Raw genomic sequence first — 19,253 nt, forward strand, 5'->3', positions numbered from 1 at the left:
AAAAGAGTGTAATCATTTTTCTCAAAGGAGCGATCCATGATGAAATTGACCTATTTCGGCCATTCCTGCGTGCACATCGACACAGGGCAGTACCGGTTGATTATCGATCCTTTCCTGACCGGAAATCCTGCCGCCAAAACCAAGGCTGAGGAGATCGAAGCGGATTACGTGCTGCTCACTCACGGTCACTTCGACCATCTCGGGGATGCCGAGGCCATCGCCAAACGCACCGGAGCTACGATCGTGGGCATCGTGGAGCTGGCAAACTTTTTTGAGGCGAAGGGAGTGACCGCGGTCGGCATGAACCTTGGCGGATCGTTTCAGTTTCCCTTTGGCCGATTGACATTCACACCCGCCCTGCATAGTTCCTCCGTAGTGATAAACGAGACGAACGTTTACCTTGGCGTTGCGGCGGGCATCGTGCTTGACCTGAACGGCTTTATCATTTATCACGCGGGAGACACCGCTTTGTTCAGCGACATGAAGCTGATCAGGATGCGCCGTTCGATCAATCTCGCTTTTCTCCCGATCGGCGACTACTTCACCATGGGGCCGGAAGAAGCGCTCATTGCGGCCGAATGGCTGGAGCCCAAGCACGTCGTCCCCGTTCATTACAACACGTTCGGCTTGATCGCCCAAGACGGAGAACAGTTTGTGAGCCGCCTCGGCATGCTCAATATTGAGGGTCACGCTCTAAAGCCGGGCGAGAGCCTCGATACAGGCTCCTTGAAATAACATCACATGTAAAAAGTCTCCACGCTCCTTTTTATATGAGCGATGGAGACTTTTTAGCATTTCTTTTTTAATCGGCCAACTCCCGGCCTTTAGTCTCGGTCCCGAGCCACAGCACCGCCGCTGCCCCAATAAGAATCGTGCCGAAGAAGAGCCAGAAGATCGCCCCGATCGCCACCTGCCGGGCCACGAGCATGCCGACCAGGTAAGGCCCGATAATCCCGCCAATCCGGCCAAAGGAGGCGGCCAAGCCCACTCCCGTGGATCGCACGCGGGTCGGGTACAGCTCCGGGGTATAGGCATACATGCCGCCCCATGCCCCCAGGTTGAAGAAGGACAGGCAGATGCCCGCGGCGATCAGCATCCCCTCGCTGGTCGCATTGCCGAACCATGCGGCGCTGGCCGCCGTGAGGATCAAGTAAACGACCAGGACGAATTTGCGGCCAAATTTCTCGATAAAGTAAGCCGCCGTAAAGTAACCCGGCAATTGGGCCAGCGTCATGATGAGCACGTACTCGAAGCTTTTTACCAGACTGAAGCCTTTAAGCAGCATCACATTGGGCAGCCACAGAAACATGCCGTAATAGGAAAAGACCACAGTAAACCAGAGAATCCACAGCATGATCGTCGATTTCCGGTGTGGGCTGGCCCATACCGACATGAAGCGCTCCCGGACGGACAAACTTGCCGCAGACCCAGAACGGGCTTGTTCCTTAAACCGCGGCGGGTCTTGAATCGATTTGCGCAGATAAAGCGCATAGAGTGCGGGAACGGCACCGATGATAAAGGCGGCCTGCCATCCATATCTCGGAATGACGAAATAGGCGATTAAAGCGGCGGCGATCCATCCCGCGGCCCAATAGCTTTCCAGCAGCACTACCGCCCTCCCCCGGTCTTTCGCCGGGACGGATTCGGAGACGAGCGTGGAAGCTACCGGCAGCTCCCCGCCAAGACCAAACCCGGCAATGAAGCGAAGCAGCAACAGTACCGCGAAGCTGGTGGCCGCTGCGGATAATCCGCTGGCTATGGAGAAAATCAGCAGCGTCCAGAGCAGCACCGCTCTTCTCCCGTATTTATCGGCCATAATTCCGGCGAACGCCGCTCCGACGGCCATCCCTACGGAGTTCATACTGGTGAATAAACCGGTTTGCTGGGGCGTCAAGCTCCACTCGGTCGCCAGAGCGGCCGCAATAAATGAAATGATACCTACATCCATCGCATCGAACATCCAGCTGAGGCCGGCGCTGAACAGCAGTTTTCGCTGGGCCGGCTTAGCCGGCTTTTCTGCAGAATCCATAATTGTCTCCCCCACTTGTCAACATGTTGTAAAGGTATGTATAGCTTGCTACTTATTTTAACAAATAATGCTATTATCTTCACAAAAAAATACACCCGGTCAAATAAAAAGGCACGTCCCGCTTCACGGAACGCACCGGCTATTCTATTCCACGGACTTGATCTTTCTTCACCAGCAACCGCTGCCGCACAAAGAACAGCATCAGCAGGACGATCAAAAAAACGACGTAAGAAAGAATCAGAACGCGCAAATCCATACCCGGAAAAACGATGGAGGCGCTAAGAATACCGAACAACCAGATGCTCGACAGATTGCCGACGATATTGGACCAGGTGTAAGAACGTGTCTTGATGTTGGATATGGCGGACATGAACGAGATCAGGTTGTTGGGCATGATCGGGATGGTACGCAGAAAAATAATAGCCCACACGCCATACCGGTCTATGCTTTTTTGCCATTTCCCATATTTGTTCAGTTTGGAAAACCACCTCCGCTGAAACCAGTCGGTAAGCAGAAATTTGCACAGCAGGTATACGACCATTCCGGCGAAAGATCCGGCAACCCAACTTACCAGTAAGCCCTCTTTGACACCCAGCACGGAGATGTGCAGCATCACTAGAGTGGCAAACGGAAAAATACCGACGGTTCCTTGAACCAAGGTCAAGGGAAGCGTGATCAGCAGAATGCCGTAGCCCGTAAGTCCCGTGATATCCAACAGCCAGCCGTTGAATTGTTCAATGAATTCGTTCAACGCCTTCGCTCTCCATTTCGTTATCCGGTTCGACCCGTCTCCCCAAAATGACCAAATCTCGTTCCACCCCATCCAAATTGGCTACCCGGGGCAAAAACGCCCAGTCTTCAAAGCCGAATTTCCGCAGGAGCGCCAGGCTCGGCCCGTTATGCGCAAACACAAAGCCCAGTACCGTTTTCACGGCGATGCGGGGACAATGCGCCAACGCTCGCTCCAACAGGATACTGCCGATCCCGCGGGAACGGTATTCATTCGAAATATATATGCTGATTTCCGCCGTTGCCGAATAAGCCGGCCTCCCGTAGAAAGATTGAAAACTGAGCCAGGCTATTGTCCGTCCGTCCGATCTCATCACCCACAGCGGGCGTCTTTCGGGAGAATGCTCCTCAAACCAGCCCAATCGCTTCTCCACCGTAACCGGTTCCAAATCGGCGGTCACCATCCGGCTTGCGATCGTTTCGTTATAAATTCTTACGATCTCTTTTAAATCGTCCAGCGTCGCGTCTTCAATAATGTAGTCGTTAATTTCGTATCTGTACATAGTGTTCCACCGTCGGGAAAGGGTCGTAAAAATGATGCAACAGCGCTTTCCACTCTTCATATTGCGGCGATTTTCGAAAGCCTACTTCGTGATCGGTAATAGAGTGCCATTTTACGAGCAGCAGATACTTATCCGCCGTTTCCACACATTTGTGGAGCTCATGCTCTATGTATCCGGGCATTTGTGAAATGATTTTGGAAGCTTTGCGGAAATTGCTCTCAAATTCATTGATCAAACCCGGCTTGACATGCAGCACGGCTACTTCCAATATCATGGTCATCCCCTCCGATTTCTGATTATATCACGGACGCAGCGCTTTATGAATCCAAATTGCGGCAAGCGAGCCCTCCCCCATGGCGACGGTGACCTGCTCCGCGTGAATGCCCAGATCCCCGGCAGCATAAACGCCTTTAATGTTTGTTTTCTTGCTTCGCGGATCGGTCACCGCATGCCGGTTCCCGCTAAGCTCAACGCCGAGTTGCCCCGCCAATTCCGAGTGAACCCGGTTGCCTCCAAATGCTATAAAACCCCGCTCGGCCGCGAAGCAGCGGCCATCCTCAAGCACAACCGTATGGATCCTGTCCCCCTCCTTCGCCACGACTTCCGAAATTCTCCCGGTCTCATATTGTACCCCGGCCGCTCTTAGCCTTGCCATGCGGTCCGCCGTAACCGGAATGGCTTCGTGGTTAATATATACTAACGACCGGGCACGTTCCGCCAAAATCAAGGCCATGTCGGCTCCGGCATCTCCGGCGCCCATTAGAACCGTATCCCGGTCCTGAATCTCATGGCCGTCGCAGTCCGGGCAAATATACACCGTGGAGCCCAGCACATCGGTTATACCGGCAATCTCGGGGATACAATCGGTGATCCCGGTGGCGAGCAGCAGCGTTCGCGCGCTGTAAGTGTTTCCCGCCTCATCGGTCAGTTTGAACGTCTCCTCCATACGCTCCGCCTTGATCACCTCGGCTCTTTGGAAAAGCACTCCCAGCGATTCGGCCTGCCGCCGGCCTCTTTTCCGAAGATCCGCACCTGAAATCCCTTCCGGGAACCCGAGAATATTCCGGTAATTCCGGCAGAGCACGGATCTCCCCCTTTCAGCGTCAAGTACAAGTATCCGATGAGTGTCGTAGCGCCCCAGTTGAATCGCCGCCTGCAATCCGGCAATGCCGCCTCCAACGATGATGCAATCGTGTTCCATATTATCCGCTCCTCATAAGATCATATTGCCGCAAAGTCTATTTGACTTTACTAATATTGTTTTTCTCCGCCCTGTTTCATGCATCCCGTATACGAGGTAATGTAGCAGGGAAGCCTATGTTTAAATAGACTTCGGCTGAATTAAAGGAGGTGAAATTATGGATAAAATTTTGGTAAAGCTGCTCGGAAACGGAGTCATCGTCGTCGCCATGTTGATGGTTCTCAGCAATGCCTCTTTTATCGGTTCGCTCCTTACGGCCCTTGCGCTGTCTGCATTGGCTTATTTGTTGGGCGATTTGTTCGTGCTGCCGCGCACCAACAATATCGTCGCTACCCTGTGTGACTTTGTCCTCGCGTTCGCTTTTATTTGGGCGATTTCGGCCAACGCGGACTGGACGCTCTCCATGGGCGAAATTTTCTCGATTGCTCTGGTCTTGGGATTGTTTGAATATGCTTTCCATATCTGGCTGCTCAAAGACGGGATCCGGCGTGATGAAAATGTGCGTGTCCGTTAAGGATTCCGGCTTAAACGATAAAAACAAGCCTATCGTATGCGGAGGGATTCCCCCTCGCATATAATAGGCTTGTTTGTGTTCTCAGGTGCCGAGAACGACGCGATCGTCGGACAGCTTGTGACCGCTGATCCGTTCAAACTCCCCGATCAAGCGCTCCATCGTCAAATCGCGCTTCGTCTTCTCATCGATATCGAGGATGATGCGACCGCGGTCCATCATAATGAGGCGGTTGCCGAGCCGGATGGCCTGCTCCATGTTGTGGGTTACCATCAGCGTCGTCAACTGCATCTCGCTGACGATCGACTGGGTCAATCGCGTGACCAGCTCGGCCCGGGCCGGATCGAGCGCGGCCGTATGCTCGTCAAGGAGTAAAATTTCCGGCTTCGTGAACGTCGCCATCAGCAGGCTTAGCGCCTGGCGTTCCCCGCCCGATAACGTGCCGACCTTCGCCTTGAGGCGACCTTCGAGGCCGATCCCCAGGCGGCTGAGCTCATCGCGGAACATGCCGCGGCGCTTGGCCGAGACGCCGATCCGCAGGCCGCGGGATCTGCCCCGGGAATAAGCCATCGCGAGATTCTCCTCGATCGTCATGTGCGGGGCCGTCCCGGCCATCGGATCCTGGAACACACGGCCGATCCAGCGGCTCCGCTTGTATTCCGGCAGATGGCCGATGTCCTGACCGTCGATCGCGATCTGTCCGGCATCCGGCCTCAGAACGCCGGAGATCATGTTCATGAGCGTCGACTTGCCGGCCCCGTTGCTGCCGATGACGGTCACAAAATCACCCGGCCGCAAATGCAGGTTCACGTTGACCAGGGCGATCTTCTCATCCGGTGAACCGGGATGAAACAGCTTGGAAACATTCGAAAGCCGCAGCATCAGAGACCACCTCCAGCTTGTTTTTGCTCCGCGCCGGACACGATTTCCAACGTTCGCTTGCGGGCCAGGCCTTTTTGTTTCCAGGAGCGGCGGATGGTCGGCAGTACGAGAGCGAACACGACGATAACGGCTGTAATCAGCTTCAAGTCGGTCTGCTCCATCCATTCGATCCGTAAGGCCAAAGCCACGACGACGCGGTACACGATCGAGCCCAGCACCACAGCAAGCGTAGCGAAGAATACCGTTCTGGCACCGAATATCGCTTCGCCGATAATGACGGAAGCCAGCCCGATAACGATCATGCCGATCCCGGAAGAGATGTCGGCAAAGCCGGATTGCTGGGCAATCAATGCGCCGGACAAAGCGACCAGTCCGTTGGAAAGACTAAGACCCAGAATGATCGTGTTATCCGTATGCGTGCCGAAGCTGCGGATCATCCGCTGATTATCGCCGGTGGCCCGAAGTGCAAGCCCCAGCTCCGTGCGGAGAAACAGGTCGAGCAGCACTTTGACGAGGATGACGATCACCGGCATCAGAATGAGCGGCTTCATCGATTCAAAAACCGTGCTCTCCCCAAGCAGGCTGACATTCGGACTGTCCATGATCCGCATATTGATGGAATGGAGGGCAATCATCATGAGGATCCCGGACAACAGACCGTTAATCTTGCCTTTTGTGTGCAAAAGACCCGTCAGCGCTCCGGCCGCAAGTCCTCCTAACATAGCGCCGATAGAAGCGATCCAGGGGGAGCTGCCCCCCGAGATCATGACCGCGGCGATCGCGCCGCCGGTCGTAAAACTGCCGTCCACCGTCAAATCCGGAAAGTCCAGAATCCGGAAGGTAATATATACGCCAAGTGCCATCAGCGCATAAATCAAGCCGGATTCGACGGCTCCAAGTAATGAGTTCATCATGTTGATTACCTCCTAAAAGTTCAGCCAAACATCCACACCTATTCGATGATGTTATTCTCCTTGTCCTGTACCTGGTCTTTCATGGCGTCGGTCACTTCAATGCCTTGTTCGGAGGCCGCTTTCAGGTTCATAATCACGTCCAGCTTATCCGGCACCGTTACTTTCATATCACCGACTTTCTTGCCGTTCTTCAAGGCTTCCACCGCCATTTGGCCGACCTGGTAGCCGTGATCGTAATACTTGAATCCGACGGTGGCAAACGCTCCGTTCTCAACCGTATCGCGATCGCTGGAGAAGAAAGGAAGATCGTGCTCGTTGGCGACCTGAATGACCGTATTGACCGCTTCAACAACGGTGTTATCGAGGGTTATATAGATAGCGTCCACGCGCCCCACGAGCGATTCGGCCGCTTGTTTGACCTCGGACGTGTTGGTAACGGAAGCTTTGACGAGCTTGATCCCGTGCTTCTCCAGCGCCTTCTCGGCCAAACCGGTCATGACGACGGCGTTCGGCTCCCCTTGATTCATAATGACGCCGACATTTTTGACATCTTTGAAGTTCGCGGCGATAAAATCCATGAGTTTGGAAATCGCCTCCGGGTTTGTATCGGAAGCGCCGGAAATGTTGCCGCCCGGCTTCTCCAAATTATCGACAAGCTTGGCATCGAGCGGATCGGTGACCGCCGCAAAAAGGATCGGCGATTCTTTAACCTGACTGGCTACCGCAATGGCCGGCGGCGTGGCGATGGCCAGCACCAGATCATACTTTTCTCCGGCGATTTTTTGCGCGATGGACATATTGTTGGTCGAGTCGGCCTGGGCGTTGTTGTAATCCACCTTCAGGTTTTCGTTCTCAACCAGCCCGGCATCCTTAAGCGCCGCCATGAAACCCTCGCGCGTAGCGTCCAGGGACGGGTGTTCCACATATTGCGAAATCGCTATTTTGTACGTTTTGCCTTCCGTCTCCGCCGCGGTCCCGGTGTTCGCCGGAGCCGATTCTCCGCCCGAACCTCCCGGGGTATTCGCCGTGTTTCCACCATTGTTGCCGCACCCTACCACACCTACCAACAAAGCCGATACCGCCAGAAACATGCTGAGCTTCTTCCTGAATTTCATTCTAGATCCCCTCTCCTTTGTGGAAATTTGTCGCTTCAATCGTTTAGACTGTAGAAGCATGACCCTATCACCGCTTTTATAGATGAAAGTATTAAAGCAAGTATTATTCCTATATTAAATGGTGGTCAATTATCCGTCAACGGGTTTGCTTATTCATATCATAAGAAAAAAGAGCCCCGCCAGGGCCCTGTTACTTCGCTTCAAAATAGAGATGCTTGGCCGTTAATCCCGAATCCGTCAAATGTAGAATTCCGGCCGAATAGTATTTCTGCCTCCGTTTGTCCGTCGGAGATCCCGGATTAAACAGCAGCATCCCGTTCGCCCGCTCCAGCAGCGGCTTGTGGGAATGCCCGAACAAGACCGCGTCCAGGCGTTCGTTCGGAAACGCCCGCACCGCTTTTTCCCGGGCCGTCCCCCGCCCTTCCGGCAAATGCCCGTGGGTCAAGCCGACCCTCACCCGGCCGGGGCCCAAAGTTAGAATCTTCCGGTAGCCGAAGCGCGCGACGATTTCTATGGGGTCGTTGTTGCCCGCGATTCCTTCGACCGGGGCCAGAGCCGCCAACTGATCATACACCATGAGCGAGGTCCAATCGCCCAGATGAATGATAAGATCGACGTGCCGAAATGCCGCAATAAGCGCAGGCGGCAGCATCTTTCCTTTTTTCGGCATATGCGTGTCAGAAACAACTCCGATTTTCATACGCACCCCCTATAAACTCTTCATAGCTTTTGCAAATAAACCCGCGCCTCGAACGGGCGCAGTTTCAATCGGGCCAAGTCCTCTCCCTTTCTCGGCTCGTAATTGGCGATCAACAGTTCCACCCCCCGGGGATCGAGTCCTTCGGGCATTTCGAAGATCGGCTCTTTGCCGAAGAAATTCAAAATGACCAGCATCACCTCATTTTCGAGCGTGCGCGTATAGGCGTAAATCTCTTCATGCAGCGGTAAAAGCAGATTATACTGCCCGTAAACGATCACCTTGTGCTTCTTGCGCAGTTGGATCAGTTTTTTGTAATAATGATAGATTGAATCCGGCTCTTTCATGGCTTGAACCACATTGATTTCCATGTGGTTGGAGTTCACCTTGATCCATGGCGTCCCCGTCGTGAAACCCGCATGCTCCGTGGCGTCCCATTGCATCGGCGTCCGGGCGTTATCCCGGCTTTTCCTGTGAATCGCTCGCATGATTTCTTCTTCGGGCACTCCGCTCTGCCGCTTCTCTTCATAGTAATTCAGAGTTTCGACATCCCGGTATTCATCGATGGAATCGAAAGCCACATTGGTCATACCGATTTCTTCTCCCTGATATATATACGGCGTACCTTCCAGCGTATGAATAAAGGTGGCAAGCATTTTTGCCGAAGGTACGCGGCATGTCATATCGTTGCCAAATCGGGAGACCGAACGCGGCTGGTCATGGTTGCAGAGATAGTTGGCGTTCCATCCCCGGTTATGGAGCACCGTTTGCCAACTGCTCATTACTTTTTTCAGCTCGATCAGACTCCAGGGAACGGCGTCCCATTTCCCGCTGCCCGCGGAAGCGGCGTCGAGGAACATGTGCTCAAACTGGAAGGTCATATTCAGCTCGCGGCGTCCGTCGCCCACATAATCCAGCGCCTGTTCGGGACCTAATCCGGAAGTTTCGCCCACCGTCATAATATCGTAAAAATAGAGCACTTTGTCATACAAATTTTGCAGCAGGGTATGCACATCATCCAGATTGGAGAACATCTCGTACGCCCGCACCGTCGTGGTCTGATGCGGATTTTCGGCATCGGGAAGCCCCTGCTGCTTCACAATGTGCGCGATGGCATCGAAACGGAAGCCGTCCACGCCCTTTTTCAGCCACCACTCGACCATATCGTGAAGCTTATCGACGACTTCGGAATTTTCCCAGTTTAAATCCGGCTGATACTTGGAGTACAGGTGCAAATAGTATTCATCCGTAGCTTCATCATACTCCCAAACCGAACCGCTGAAATAAGATTCCCAGTTGTTCGGTGGAGCTCCGTGCTTTCCTTTGCGCCATATGTAGAAATCCCGCTTCGGATTATCCTTGGATTTCCGGGACTCCTGAAACCAGGGATGTTCGTGGGACGTGTGATTCAGCACCAGGTCCATCATCAGCTTCATGTCGCGGATATGGATTTCTTTCAGCATCAGGTCAAAATCCTCCATCGTGCCGAATTCCTTCATGATGTCGCAATAATCGCTAATGTCGTAACCGTTGTCATGATTGGGGGATTTATAGATCGGGCATACCCAGATGACATCGACGCCAAGGTCTTTCAAATAATCCAGCTTGGAGATAATGCCGCGAAGATCCCCGATCCCGTCCCCATTGGAGTCCATGAAGCTGATCGGATAAATCTGGTATGCCACGCTCTCTTTCCACCATTTCGGGTTCATTGCCGCAACGCCTCCTTCGTCTCGGATTCCATATGTATAACATACCCGAAACAGCCCGATATCCTGCATTTCTTTGGAAACCGACCGCTTCCCGGAGCAAAAAAACGGGTTTATAATGGATGAATAACCGAATTACAAAGGTGTCGCCTCAGGCGGTTTGGACCCCTGCATCTCCTGGCCAACACTCCCAACTCCAAAAAGATGCAAATCTGCAGGTATTTAAGCCGATCCCCGAAGGAATGCGGGAAAAGATGCAAATCAAGTTAATTTCATATGCTGGAATTTCGCTGTTATCAGTTTTTTTGAAGGTGCATTAGCTCAACGATCAAAGAAAAGGACCGCGCCCAGCCGCTTTTACGGCTTGGCACGGTCCCTCTTTTTAATGAATCTGATCCAACAAGCTGAAAGCTTCCTGTTTTGACTTCACTTTTATGAGCTGTTCTCTAAAATCATCATCCATCAGCTTACGGGACAGCATCTGCAAAATTTTCAAATGCTCATTGCCTTTGTTCTCGGCAGGAACGGCGATCATAAAGACCAGCTTGGCGGGCTCGCCGTCCGCACTGCTCCAATCCACGCCCTCCGGCTTCAGCCCGAATACCACACTCGGCTTCAGTACCGCGGCCGATTTCCCGTGAGGGACAGCTACGCTCATTCCGATGCCCGTAGAGCTTTCCGCCTCACGGTTCAAAATGGCGGTCTTGAACTCGGCAGGCGATGTGAGCACTCCCTGAGCATCCAATTTCGCAATCATTTCATCGATCACTCCGTCGCGGGTTTCCGCCGCGAGGGATGTTTCAATCAGATCCAGGTTGATGATATCCGTCAGCTTTTTAACCGGCTGATGCGGCTCATCGGATATAACAGTGCTCGTGCGTTCTGTTTTCACCTCTACTGCAGGTTCAAACTTGGCAGGTTCAACCACGGCCTCTTCAATCCCGGCCGGTTGAAGTTCCACTTGGTCTTTTTTCAGCAACTTAATCATCAAGGCCGTCACAATCGAACCGACAATTACCGCCACAAAGAACATGATGATATTATCCACCGCGCCCAGGACGGCAACGATCGGTCCGCCATGCGCCACCCGGTCTCCGACATTGCCGAACATGGCAATCACGGAGCCTGTCATGGACCCGATCATGATACTCGGGATAACGCGCAAAGGATCTTGCGTCGCAAACGGAATCGCTCCCTCGGTAATCCCGAACAGGCCCATCGTAAACGCCGCCTTGCCGGACTCTCTTTCCGCATTATGGAACTTACGTTTGAACAGAAACGTAGCCAGACCCAGACCGATCGGCGGGATACAGATCGCCACGGCGATCGGACCCATGATCTCATAGTTGCCTTCCGCAATCATGGCGGAGCCGAACATAAACGCCACCTTGTTGACCGGTCCGCCCATGTCGAACGAAATCATCGCTCCCAAAATCAAGGCCAGCAGAATGGAACTCGTTCCCTGCATACCGGCCAGCCAGTTGGTTAACATTTCGAATACTTGCGCAATCGAACCGCCCAGCAGGTAAATGAAAGCCAACCCGACGATTAACGAAGACAGAACCGGAATAATGATGATCGGCATAATCGGGGTAATCGCCTTTGGAACTTTCCATTTCTTGATCCACAAAGCTACATAGCCCGCGAGAAACCCGGCGACAATCCCGCCGAGAAAACCGGCTCCGGCTTCACTGCCGTAGAAACTGCCGTTCGCGGCGATGTAACCGCCGATAATCCCCGGCGCCAGCCCGGGTCTGTCCGCGATACTAAAGGCGATGAATCCGGCCAGCATAGGAACCATGAACGCGAAAGACGCAGCGCCCAGCTTTTCAATCGTTTTCCAGAAGGAATCTTCCGGAATTTGCAACCCGCCCGGCGTAGGTACGCCGCCGATCGAGAGCGCGATCGCGATCAGCAGCCCTCCGACCACGATGAACGGAATCATGTAGGACACGCCGCTCATCAAATGCCGGTAGAATGTATTCTGCTGTTTCGCGGCGGCCTGCGGGGCACTTCCTTTCTCCCCGTCTCCTTGACCGCGATACACCGGCACCTCGCCGTTCATCACTTTTTGAATGAGCGCTTCCGGGTTGCGAATCCCCTCCTGCACGCCGGTGACCAGCAGTTTTTTTCCGACAAACCGGCTTTTGTCGACCGATTTATCCGCGGCGATAATGATAGCGTCCGCCTCGCGGATTTCTTCTGCGGTAAATTGATTTTCCACCCCGATCGAACCTTGCGTTTCGACCTTCATGCTTACGCCTAATTTATCTGCGGCTTTTTGCAAATTTTCCGCCGCCATATACGTGTGGGCAATCCCATTCGGACATGAGGTAATGGACAACAGTTTCATATCTCTATCCCCTTATTCACATAATAGTAACCGCTTGCAATGTTATAATACCGCAGAAAAATCAGCTGAAAATCTTTTATTATTACCGCAGCTCCGGAAAAAAACGTTTTTTTTGCCGGATGTTCAAAGAGAACGTATCAATTCTTCGGGGGTGGCGGCCTGTACCAACCGCTCGATCGTTGAGGGCTGTTCGCTGAGCAAGGATAAGCGCTGAAACAATTTCTTTAAATGTTCCTGATCCCCTGGCCCAAGCGCGAGCATGAACACAACGGACACTTTCTCTTCCTTCCAATCCAACGGCTCCTTTAAAGTAGCGACCGCGATCCGCGACTCTCTGATCAATTTCGGGTCCCCATGAGGAATCGCGATGCCTCCGCCGATGGACGTGGACGAAAGTCTTTCCCTTAGCAGCGCCTGATGGGCATAGTCCTGCTCGACAAATCCCTGGGAATATAGCTCGTTCGCCAACATTTCGATCAACTCGTATCGGTGGTCCACCTGTACATGCGGGAAGATCAACGACGGAGAGGTATACATTTGCAATATGGAGCCCGATGAGTTTGTCGGAACCGCGGATTCCTCCAACGCTCCGATAAAATTAGCGATTTTCTTCACCTCGCCCGCTTCCAGCAGGGGGGACACTTGGATGTAAGGCACGCTTGTATTTTCCAAGGGCGTTGTAGAGACGATAAAATCAACCCGGTGGCGGGGCAAATACTGCGGCAAATCGGCTTTGCGGACCGAATCCAATACGAGCAATTCGGGAAACTTGCGTTCCAGTTTGCTCCGCAAAATTTGTGACATCCCTACGCCCATATGGCAAACGGTTATCACTTGTTTTACCCGATTTACCGGCTTGTTTATACGTTCGGCCGCCGCCTGGAAATGGAGCGTCAGATACGCCGCTTCTTCCTCGGGAAGTATGAATGGGTAGCCTCCGCCGATTTCTTTTGCCGCGTAAATCACCATATCGAACATGTAAGGGTACATTTTCTTGATATCGTGAACCATCGGGTTGGAAACGGTAAGCCCGTAAACCAGCCGGTTGATTGTGGAATACAAATGAATGCTCAGACCTTCCGCCAAGTCGGCATCACCGGCAAATTCGATCAAAGTTAAAGCGGATACTTTTCTGATTAATCTCTCCGCAAACTCTCTTGCCTGAGTTCTGTCCCGGGCCGAATCCTCCCCGGGATCCACAGCGTCGATACGGGCCTGGGACCGGATTTTGGCGCCCATCATATGCGCCGTCAAATAAGCGACTTCGTCTTCATTGAAGCGAACGGCGAACCTGCGCTCCAGTTTCCCGGTGAATTCCTCCATTCTGCTGAACTCTTTTTTGCCTTGGGCAAACCTCTTCTCTTGATCGGAAAAATTGATCGGCTGCTTCAGCTTGGTTCGCCGAATCATCAGCAGAGTATGAACCAGCAAATTATCGAACGCCTCATCCGTAAAAGACAGTTGAGCGTCTTGTTCCAGCTCCTTGAGCGCCCCGGCAACGAGCTCAACCTCATGGGCGGAGAATTGTTCTTTGATAAAAGAATGGCCCGTGCCGGTTGTCAACTGGGATAGCCTGGACAGTGCGGCACGTCTGTCCCTTTCCTTCCCTTCGAGCGTAACCCCTACCTTTTGCTTGGAAACGGCGGCAAGGCAATACTGTTCCAGCCAGGGGCCCAGGCTGTCCAATTCTTTCTTGATGACCGATTTGTTAACAAAGTGTGCGTCAGCAAGCTCCTGCAGAGTCACCGGCTTCGTCTCCATCAAAAGCCGATAAGCGATAGCGGCCGTCCGGTTTTTGTCCTCCGGGTATTCCTTACCCCGGGCCGACCAAAGGAAATAATCTGCGATTTTCGCCCTTTCCTGCTCCTCCGCCTCCAAGACCACCCCGATCCCGGGTTTCCGGATGATTCTGGCATGGGAGACCTCGGATAAATCCCGCTCGATTTCATCGAAATCGTTGCGGATCGTCTTCTCCGAACAATTTAACCGTACGGCAATGTCCCGTACTACGAAGGAGGTACGGGGTTCGGAGAGCAACATGCGGAGAATCTCTTTTTGACGGTTATTCATAGCTAAGCATCAGCACCTTCATTTCATATCTTCTTAAGGATGTCAATGAAAAATCGCTCTTATTATAGCACACTTGCCGAGAAGTCAATCCCCGTAGTGAGACAGACTGAACGGGCCGCTGTAGACTTCCTACAGCGGCCCGTTCAAGTTTCACTCCAAACCCATCACTTCAAACCCATAGATTCGCGCGGCGGTGTCGCCGCCTTGAGTCGGTTTTTCCACGATCAGGCGGGCATAGCGGGCTTCCGTCAGCGTGATCGCATGCTTGCTTACGCCGGACTTGTTATCGGCGACCTCGACGGCATCGGTCCAGTTCGTTCCGTCCAGGCTGAGCCGGATACGGAACGAACGGGTATTGAAAGCCGCGGGTTCGCCCCCCGCCTCGGCGTGCTTCACGATGAACTGACTCACCTTCCGGGCTGCCCCAAAATCAACGGTCAGCGTATGCGGGGGCTCGCCCACCGCACACCATTTCGTTTTGTCGTCTCCATCCAGGGCAAACGGGGGCGCTTCTTTCTCGTTAACATAACTGGAAGCGGTAGCCTCCTTTCCTCGTGCCAGATCGGTAACGCCGCCGGCGGCTTCCCGCGTCACGGTAATGTACTGCCGTTTGGCCACATCCTCCCCGACTTCATTTGCCGCCCGCAGAATCACCTCATACGTGCCTTCCTGCGAATAGGTGACCTGCGGGTTTCGGTCGGTGCTGGAGGACGGCTCGCCGCCGGGAAAGCTCCATGCCCAGCTTTCCGTGACTTCGGAGGACCGGTCGGTAAACCGGACCCGCCCGCCTGGTGCAATCAAGGTATGGTCCGCCTCAAAGGCCGCGACCGGTTTCGGATAACTCGGCCACGCAAAGTTGACGAAGGCGGATTTGCCCCGCTCATATCGCCGGTTTACCGGAATCACCTCAAGCTTCGTCTCGCTTTCTTTTTCCAGCCGCTTCATTTCCGGTACATAATAAACCGTGTTCCCCGTTACCCCCATCAATTCCCGGCGCCCATCCGGACGAACGCGATAAATTTCATAGTGCAGCACCGCCTCTTCCTGTTTGGGAGCTTCCCACGCCAGCCGCGTGTCCCCGTAGATGCCGTCCCGGAAATCGTTGTCCGTGACCTTCAATCCGTGAACCGGCCGGAGCGGCTTCCCAGGCTCCTGTTTCCGTGTCACGGCCAACTGGCCGATATTCACCCGGTACTCCGCAATCGTGGTATCGGCCGAAAACTTAAGCGACAGGCTGCTGATCGTTCGCCCCTTGTACTTCTTGAGCCGGACGGTTCCCTTTTTCCAGGTGCCGTCTTCACTTACCGCCGTCAGCCGGGTCGGTTGAAAGAAGATCACTTTATCGGGTTGGTCCGAAAAGGCGGCTCCAATTTCAATCCGTCCCGCGTTCCCGTCCGCTTGATAGATCACCGACAACTCCGTGGCTGCTTCTAGCGGAATTGCGGTCTTGTACAGCTTCACATGAGTCGCGGTGTCCTGCTCCAAGGTTCCCGCCACCTTCAACGAGCTTCCTCCATAGAAAGATGTCGAGAAATCGAAGGAAGGTTGGAGCGTCTTCCCGGAGCCTATGGACTCCGTAATCCAGCGCCATGTAGGCAAAATGTCCTGAAGGCTGCGGTTGCTCCAATCTTGTTCTCTGACGGGTTTGCCGTTCACCGCAAACCTGTGCCCATTCCCCGTATTAAAATGGGTGATGAACTCGGGACCGGCAATGACACTCTTATCGACGATAAAGTGAGCGATTCCGTCCCATGCCGCACCCGCCGGCTTACCGGCGGATGCGGCCGGAGTGTTATCCATCCCCACCCAGAACCGTTCCTCCCGTTCAAGATATTGTTCATGATCGCCGGCTCCATTAAACGCCCAATCCGGGCGGTAAATGCCAAGGGATGTCACAGCCTTCGCCCCGTCCGGAAACAGGACCGGCCAATTGTAAGTGCCTTCATAGCCTCTCGCCTCAACATCGATACCTGCGTAAAGATCATAAGGGCTGCGTCCGAGCTCAGCCGCTTTGGCCGGAGAGCTCTGGTAAGCGCTCCGCTCTCCATGATTCCCGGAAGCATGGTTCTGGCGCTGCCACCGGAAATCCAGGAACATCGCATCAGAGACCCTGTTCTTCCCGTCTTGGAAGAACATTTCATTCTTCCCCGTCAGAGCTCCCTGCCACCCAATCCGACCTTCGTCAATCATCGAATCGTACCAAATGATTTCCATCCCCGGATCCTTGATCCGTTGCAAATAGGTGAGAAACGACTGCATGTTCCGGGCGTCCTCCGGCGTGCCTCCCTGTGTCTCCTGATTGATAAACCAACCGTCGAAACCATAATAACGGGCGACCTCAATCAGCTTATCCGCCACCGGGAATGTACCGTCTTCCCGCTGACGCAGAAGATCGCGCATCCATTCGATCTTCCCACCATGCTCGGTCTGCGGTAAGAACACGGTGCCGTAAACGGGAACCCCATTTTTGTGAGCGGCATCGATCACATCCGCACTGGGCGGGACAATCAGTCCTTCTCCGGCCGAGCCGCCCCACATGACAAGCTTGTCGATGTACTGCCAAAAACCGAAGGTATAGGTATGAAACTGGTCCGAACCCTGTGACGGAGCTCCGCTCGTGCTCGGGTACATGGAGGAAAGAGCGATGACTTTTGCCTCGGGTCTGGCATGGGGATTGACGCGTTCCCCGATAAAACGGCCATTTTGCAGTTTCACTGTCCCCCGGTTGAATGCCGCGTCCGGATCCGCGGCCGGCGACCATTCCAGCAGCGTGTCCGGATACCAGTAGGACGAGTGGGGCTGCGCCGCCTGCGCGGGTGTCGGAACTCCAAGAATCGCTACCGCCAGCAGCGTGATGCCGGCCTTTTTTGCCCAACCTGCTCTTCGCTTTCTCATTCATCCTGGCCTCCCTTTTCGCGTTAAAAGTTTATTTTTGCTCGGCTTTCCAGGCATCAAATTGCTTTTGCGCCTCCGCGATGACCTTGTCGATTCCCGCGTCTTTGAATTTCTGCAGCGCTTTGGGCAGATATTCGTCCGGGTCCACCGAACCGGTATACAGGGCAGGAATAAATTCTTTAGCCACATTGGTGACCGCGGCCACCTCCGTCTTCACCGGAGCCGTATCAAAATTAAAACCAAACGTAGGCGCCACGATGGCGGAGCTATTGAACTCCTCGAACGCATCCCATTTATCCTTCGGTTCGCCTTCATGCAGGTAGGTCAGAAACATATTCCCGAGCGCAAAACCCGGCATGGCATAATTTTCGTGCATGGCCGGAAGGTCTTCGATATAGGGGGCATCTTGCTTTTTGTAGTGCACGCCTTCTATGCCGTATTGAATCAGATTGCGCAAATAAGCGTCGGTATTCAGCAAGTTCAGAAACATCATCGCCCGTTCGGGATTTTTTGAGTAAGACGAGATGGCATGCATGGAGCCTGCGGCGGAACTGGTGTAGATAATCGGCTGGTGCATCGGCCTCGTAACAATGTCGTATCCGGCGCTTCTTGACCATCCGAGCTCGGCATACGGCTGTGTAATTTCCCGGTCGACCAGCCATTTGCCGGTCTTCATGTTATCGATGCCCTCCAGCGTGGCGATATCTTCCCGGACATAGCCGGCCCGATAATACTTCCGCATCGTCTTCAGGGCCGCCTTTAATTCCGGTGATTCCAGGATATTAACATACTTATGATCCTTCGTATCGATATACATCCCTACCGGTACTTCGTCGCCCAAAATAAAGTCAAACGGCAGGTAGGGCTTAAACGTTTTGGGTACCGCCAGCGGCGTAATGTCCGCGGGTTCGTTGTCTTTGATCGTTTGGAGCAGCGGCTCCAGGTCCTCCAGTGTCGTAACACCGGAGATATCGAGATGGTATTTATCCAAGTACTTCTTGTTGAACCGCCAGACGAATTGTTGGGCCAATTCCTTATTGGCGGGAACCCCATAATTGACTCCCTTTACTTTCGTGCCTTCCAGAAAACGCGGGTCCAATACCTCTTTGATTCCTTGCCCATATTGATCCAGCAGATCATTGAGCGGCATAAATGCCCCTTTGGCCGCATTCGGCAAATAATCGAAAGCCCACGATGAAGTAAACGCGATATCGTAATCCTCGCCTGAGCTGGTAATAACCTGCATGCGCTGACTATAGTCGCCCCAATCGATCATGGTGATTTCCACCTTGGCATTGATCTTTTCGGTGAGGTATTTATTGATTTCCTCCTGCACTTTGGGCAGATCTTTCTGCGTGGGACCGATCAAATACAGCTTCAAGGTTACCGGATCCAGTTTGGAGACATCCACGGTCCCGTCGCTCTGAACGGCTTCCTGTTCTTTGGCCGGACCGCCGCGGCTCTCCTTCCCGCCGCCACACCCCGTCAGGACAACGGACGCTAGGAACATCAATGTTAACAAAGATAACAACATCGACTTTCTGCGCTTCATTCTTTTTCCCCCTCCACATCATTTGATTGTCAT

The 19,253-nt window shown here is 53.5% G+C and carries 16 protein-coding genes; 2 read left to right on the plus strand and 14 right to left on the minus strand.

Features of this window, described 5'->3' with window-relative positions:
* Positions 1-39: 39 nt before the first annotated feature.
* Positions 40-735: a metal-dependent hydrolase gene (locus V4U88_RS08250; protein ID WP_416367201.1), complete on the plus strand. Its 696-nt coding sequence runs from the start codon at positions 40-42 to the stop codon at positions 733-735.
* Positions 736-802: 67 nt separating this feature from the next.
* Here the strand turns inward: V4U88_RS08250 and V4U88_RS08255 are convergent, their stop codons facing one another.
* The 5 genes from V4U88_RS08255 to V4U88_RS08275 form a co-directional block, all read right to left on the minus strand.
* The gene (locus V4U88_RS08255) at positions 803-2,029 is read right to left on the minus strand and encodes an MFS transporter (RefSeq protein ID WP_334072797.1); all 1,227 of its coding nucleotides are present in this window, start codon (positions 2,027-2,029) and stop codon (positions 803-805) included.
* A 139-nt stretch (positions 2,030-2,168) separates the two neighbouring features.
* On the minus strand, positions 2,169-2,780 hold the full coding sequence (locus V4U88_RS08260) for a TVP38/TMEM64 family protein (RefSeq protein ID WP_334072798.1): 612 nt from the start codon (positions 2,778-2,780) through the stop codon (positions 2,169-2,171).
* On the minus strand, positions 2,764-3,321 hold the full coding sequence (locus V4U88_RS08265; RefSeq protein WP_334072799.1) for a GNAT family N-acetyltransferase: 558 nt from the start codon (positions 3,319-3,321) through the stop codon (positions 2,764-2,766). The genes V4U88_RS08260 and V4U88_RS08265 overlap by 17 nt, the downstream gene beginning before the upstream one ends.
* Positions 3,302-3,595 (minus strand): antibiotic biosynthesis monooxygenase family protein, encoded by a 294-nt coding sequence (locus V4U88_RS08270; RefSeq protein ID WP_334072800.1) that lies wholly within the window; start codon positions 3,593-3,595, stop codon positions 3,302-3,304. The genes V4U88_RS08265 and V4U88_RS08270 overlap by 20 nt, the downstream gene beginning before the upstream one ends.
* Before the next feature lie 27 nt (positions 3,596-3,622).
* A complete protein-coding gene (locus tag V4U88_RS08275) occupies positions 3,623-4,522 on the minus strand; it encodes an NAD(P)/FAD-dependent oxidoreductase (protein WP_334072801.1) in 900 nt (299 codons plus the stop codon).
* A 157-nt stretch (positions 4,523-4,679) separates the two neighbouring features.
* Between V4U88_RS08275 and V4U88_RS08280 the strand changes: the two genes are divergently transcribed.
* The gene (locus V4U88_RS08280) at positions 4,680-5,036 is read left to right on the plus strand and encodes a DUF2512 family protein (RefSeq protein WP_334072802.1); all 357 of its coding nucleotides are present in this window, start codon (positions 4,680-4,682) and stop codon (positions 5,034-5,036) included.
* 81 nt (positions 5,037-5,117) lie between these two features.
* On the opposite strand, the gene V4U88_RS08285 is transcribed toward V4U88_RS08280, so the two are convergent.
* The 9 genes from V4U88_RS08285 to V4U88_RS08325 all read right to left on the minus strand — a co-directional run bounded on the left by V4U88_RS08285 (position 5,118) and on the right by V4U88_RS08325 (position 19,220).
* The gene (locus V4U88_RS08285) at positions 5,118-5,915 is read right to left on the minus strand and encodes an ABC transporter ATP-binding protein (RefSeq protein WP_334072803.1); all 798 of its coding nucleotides are present in this window, start codon (positions 5,913-5,915) and stop codon (positions 5,118-5,120) included.
* Positions 5,915-6,829, minus strand: coding sequence for an ABC transporter permease (locus tag V4U88_RS08290; RefSeq protein WP_334072804.1), 915 nt, complete (start codon positions 6,827-6,829; stop codon positions 5,915-5,917). Before V4U88_RS08290 ends, V4U88_RS08285 begins: the two co-directional genes overlap by 1 nt.
* A 38-nt stretch (positions 6,830-6,867) precedes the next feature.
* A complete protein-coding gene (locus tag V4U88_RS08295) occupies positions 6,868-7,944 on the minus strand; it encodes an ABC transporter substrate-binding protein (protein ID WP_334072805.1) in 1,077 nt (358 codons plus the stop codon).
* A gap of 190 nt (positions 7,945-8,134) precedes the next feature.
* Complete coding sequence (locus V4U88_RS08300; protein WP_334072806.1) at positions 8,135-8,644, minus strand: metallophosphoesterase family protein; 510 nt, start codon at positions 8,642-8,644, stop codon at positions 8,135-8,137.
* A 20-nt stretch (positions 8,645-8,664) separates the two neighbouring features.
* Positions 8,665-10,353: a glycoside hydrolase family 13 protein gene (locus tag V4U88_RS08305; RefSeq protein WP_334072807.1), complete on the minus strand. Its 1,689-nt coding sequence runs from the start codon at positions 10,351-10,353 to the stop codon at positions 8,665-8,667.
* Between the two features lie 379 nt (positions 10,354-10,732).
* The gene (locus V4U88_RS08310; RefSeq protein ID WP_334072808.1) at positions 10,733-12,703 is read right to left on the minus strand and encodes a PTS fructose transporter subunit IIABC; all 1,971 of its coding nucleotides are present in this window, start codon (positions 12,701-12,703) and stop codon (positions 10,733-10,735) included.
* 123 nt (positions 12,704-12,826) lie between these two features.
* Positions 12,827-14,773: a BglG family transcription antiterminator gene (locus V4U88_RS08315; RefSeq protein ID WP_334072809.1), complete on the minus strand. Its 1,947-nt coding sequence runs from the start codon at positions 14,771-14,773 to the stop codon at positions 12,827-12,829.
* A 150-nt stretch (positions 14,774-14,923) separates the two neighbouring features.
* Complete coding sequence (locus V4U88_RS08320) at positions 14,924-17,668, minus strand: endo-beta-N-acetylglucosaminidase (RefSeq protein ID WP_334072810.1); 2,745 nt, start codon at positions 17,666-17,668, stop codon at positions 14,924-14,926.
* A 31-nt stretch (positions 17,669-17,699) separates the two neighbouring features.
* The gene (locus V4U88_RS08325) at positions 17,700-19,220 is read right to left on the minus strand and encodes an ABC transporter substrate-binding protein (RefSeq protein ID WP_334072811.1); all 1,521 of its coding nucleotides are present in this window, start codon (positions 19,218-19,220) and stop codon (positions 17,700-17,702) included.
* Between the last annotated feature and the right edge of the window lie 33 nt (positions 19,221-19,253).

The sequence above is a fragment of the Paenibacillus sp. A14 genome, from assembly GCF_036864815.1.
GTDB lineage: Bacteria > Bacillota > Bacilli > Paenibacillales > Paenibacillaceae > Fontibacillus > Fontibacillus sanfengchensis.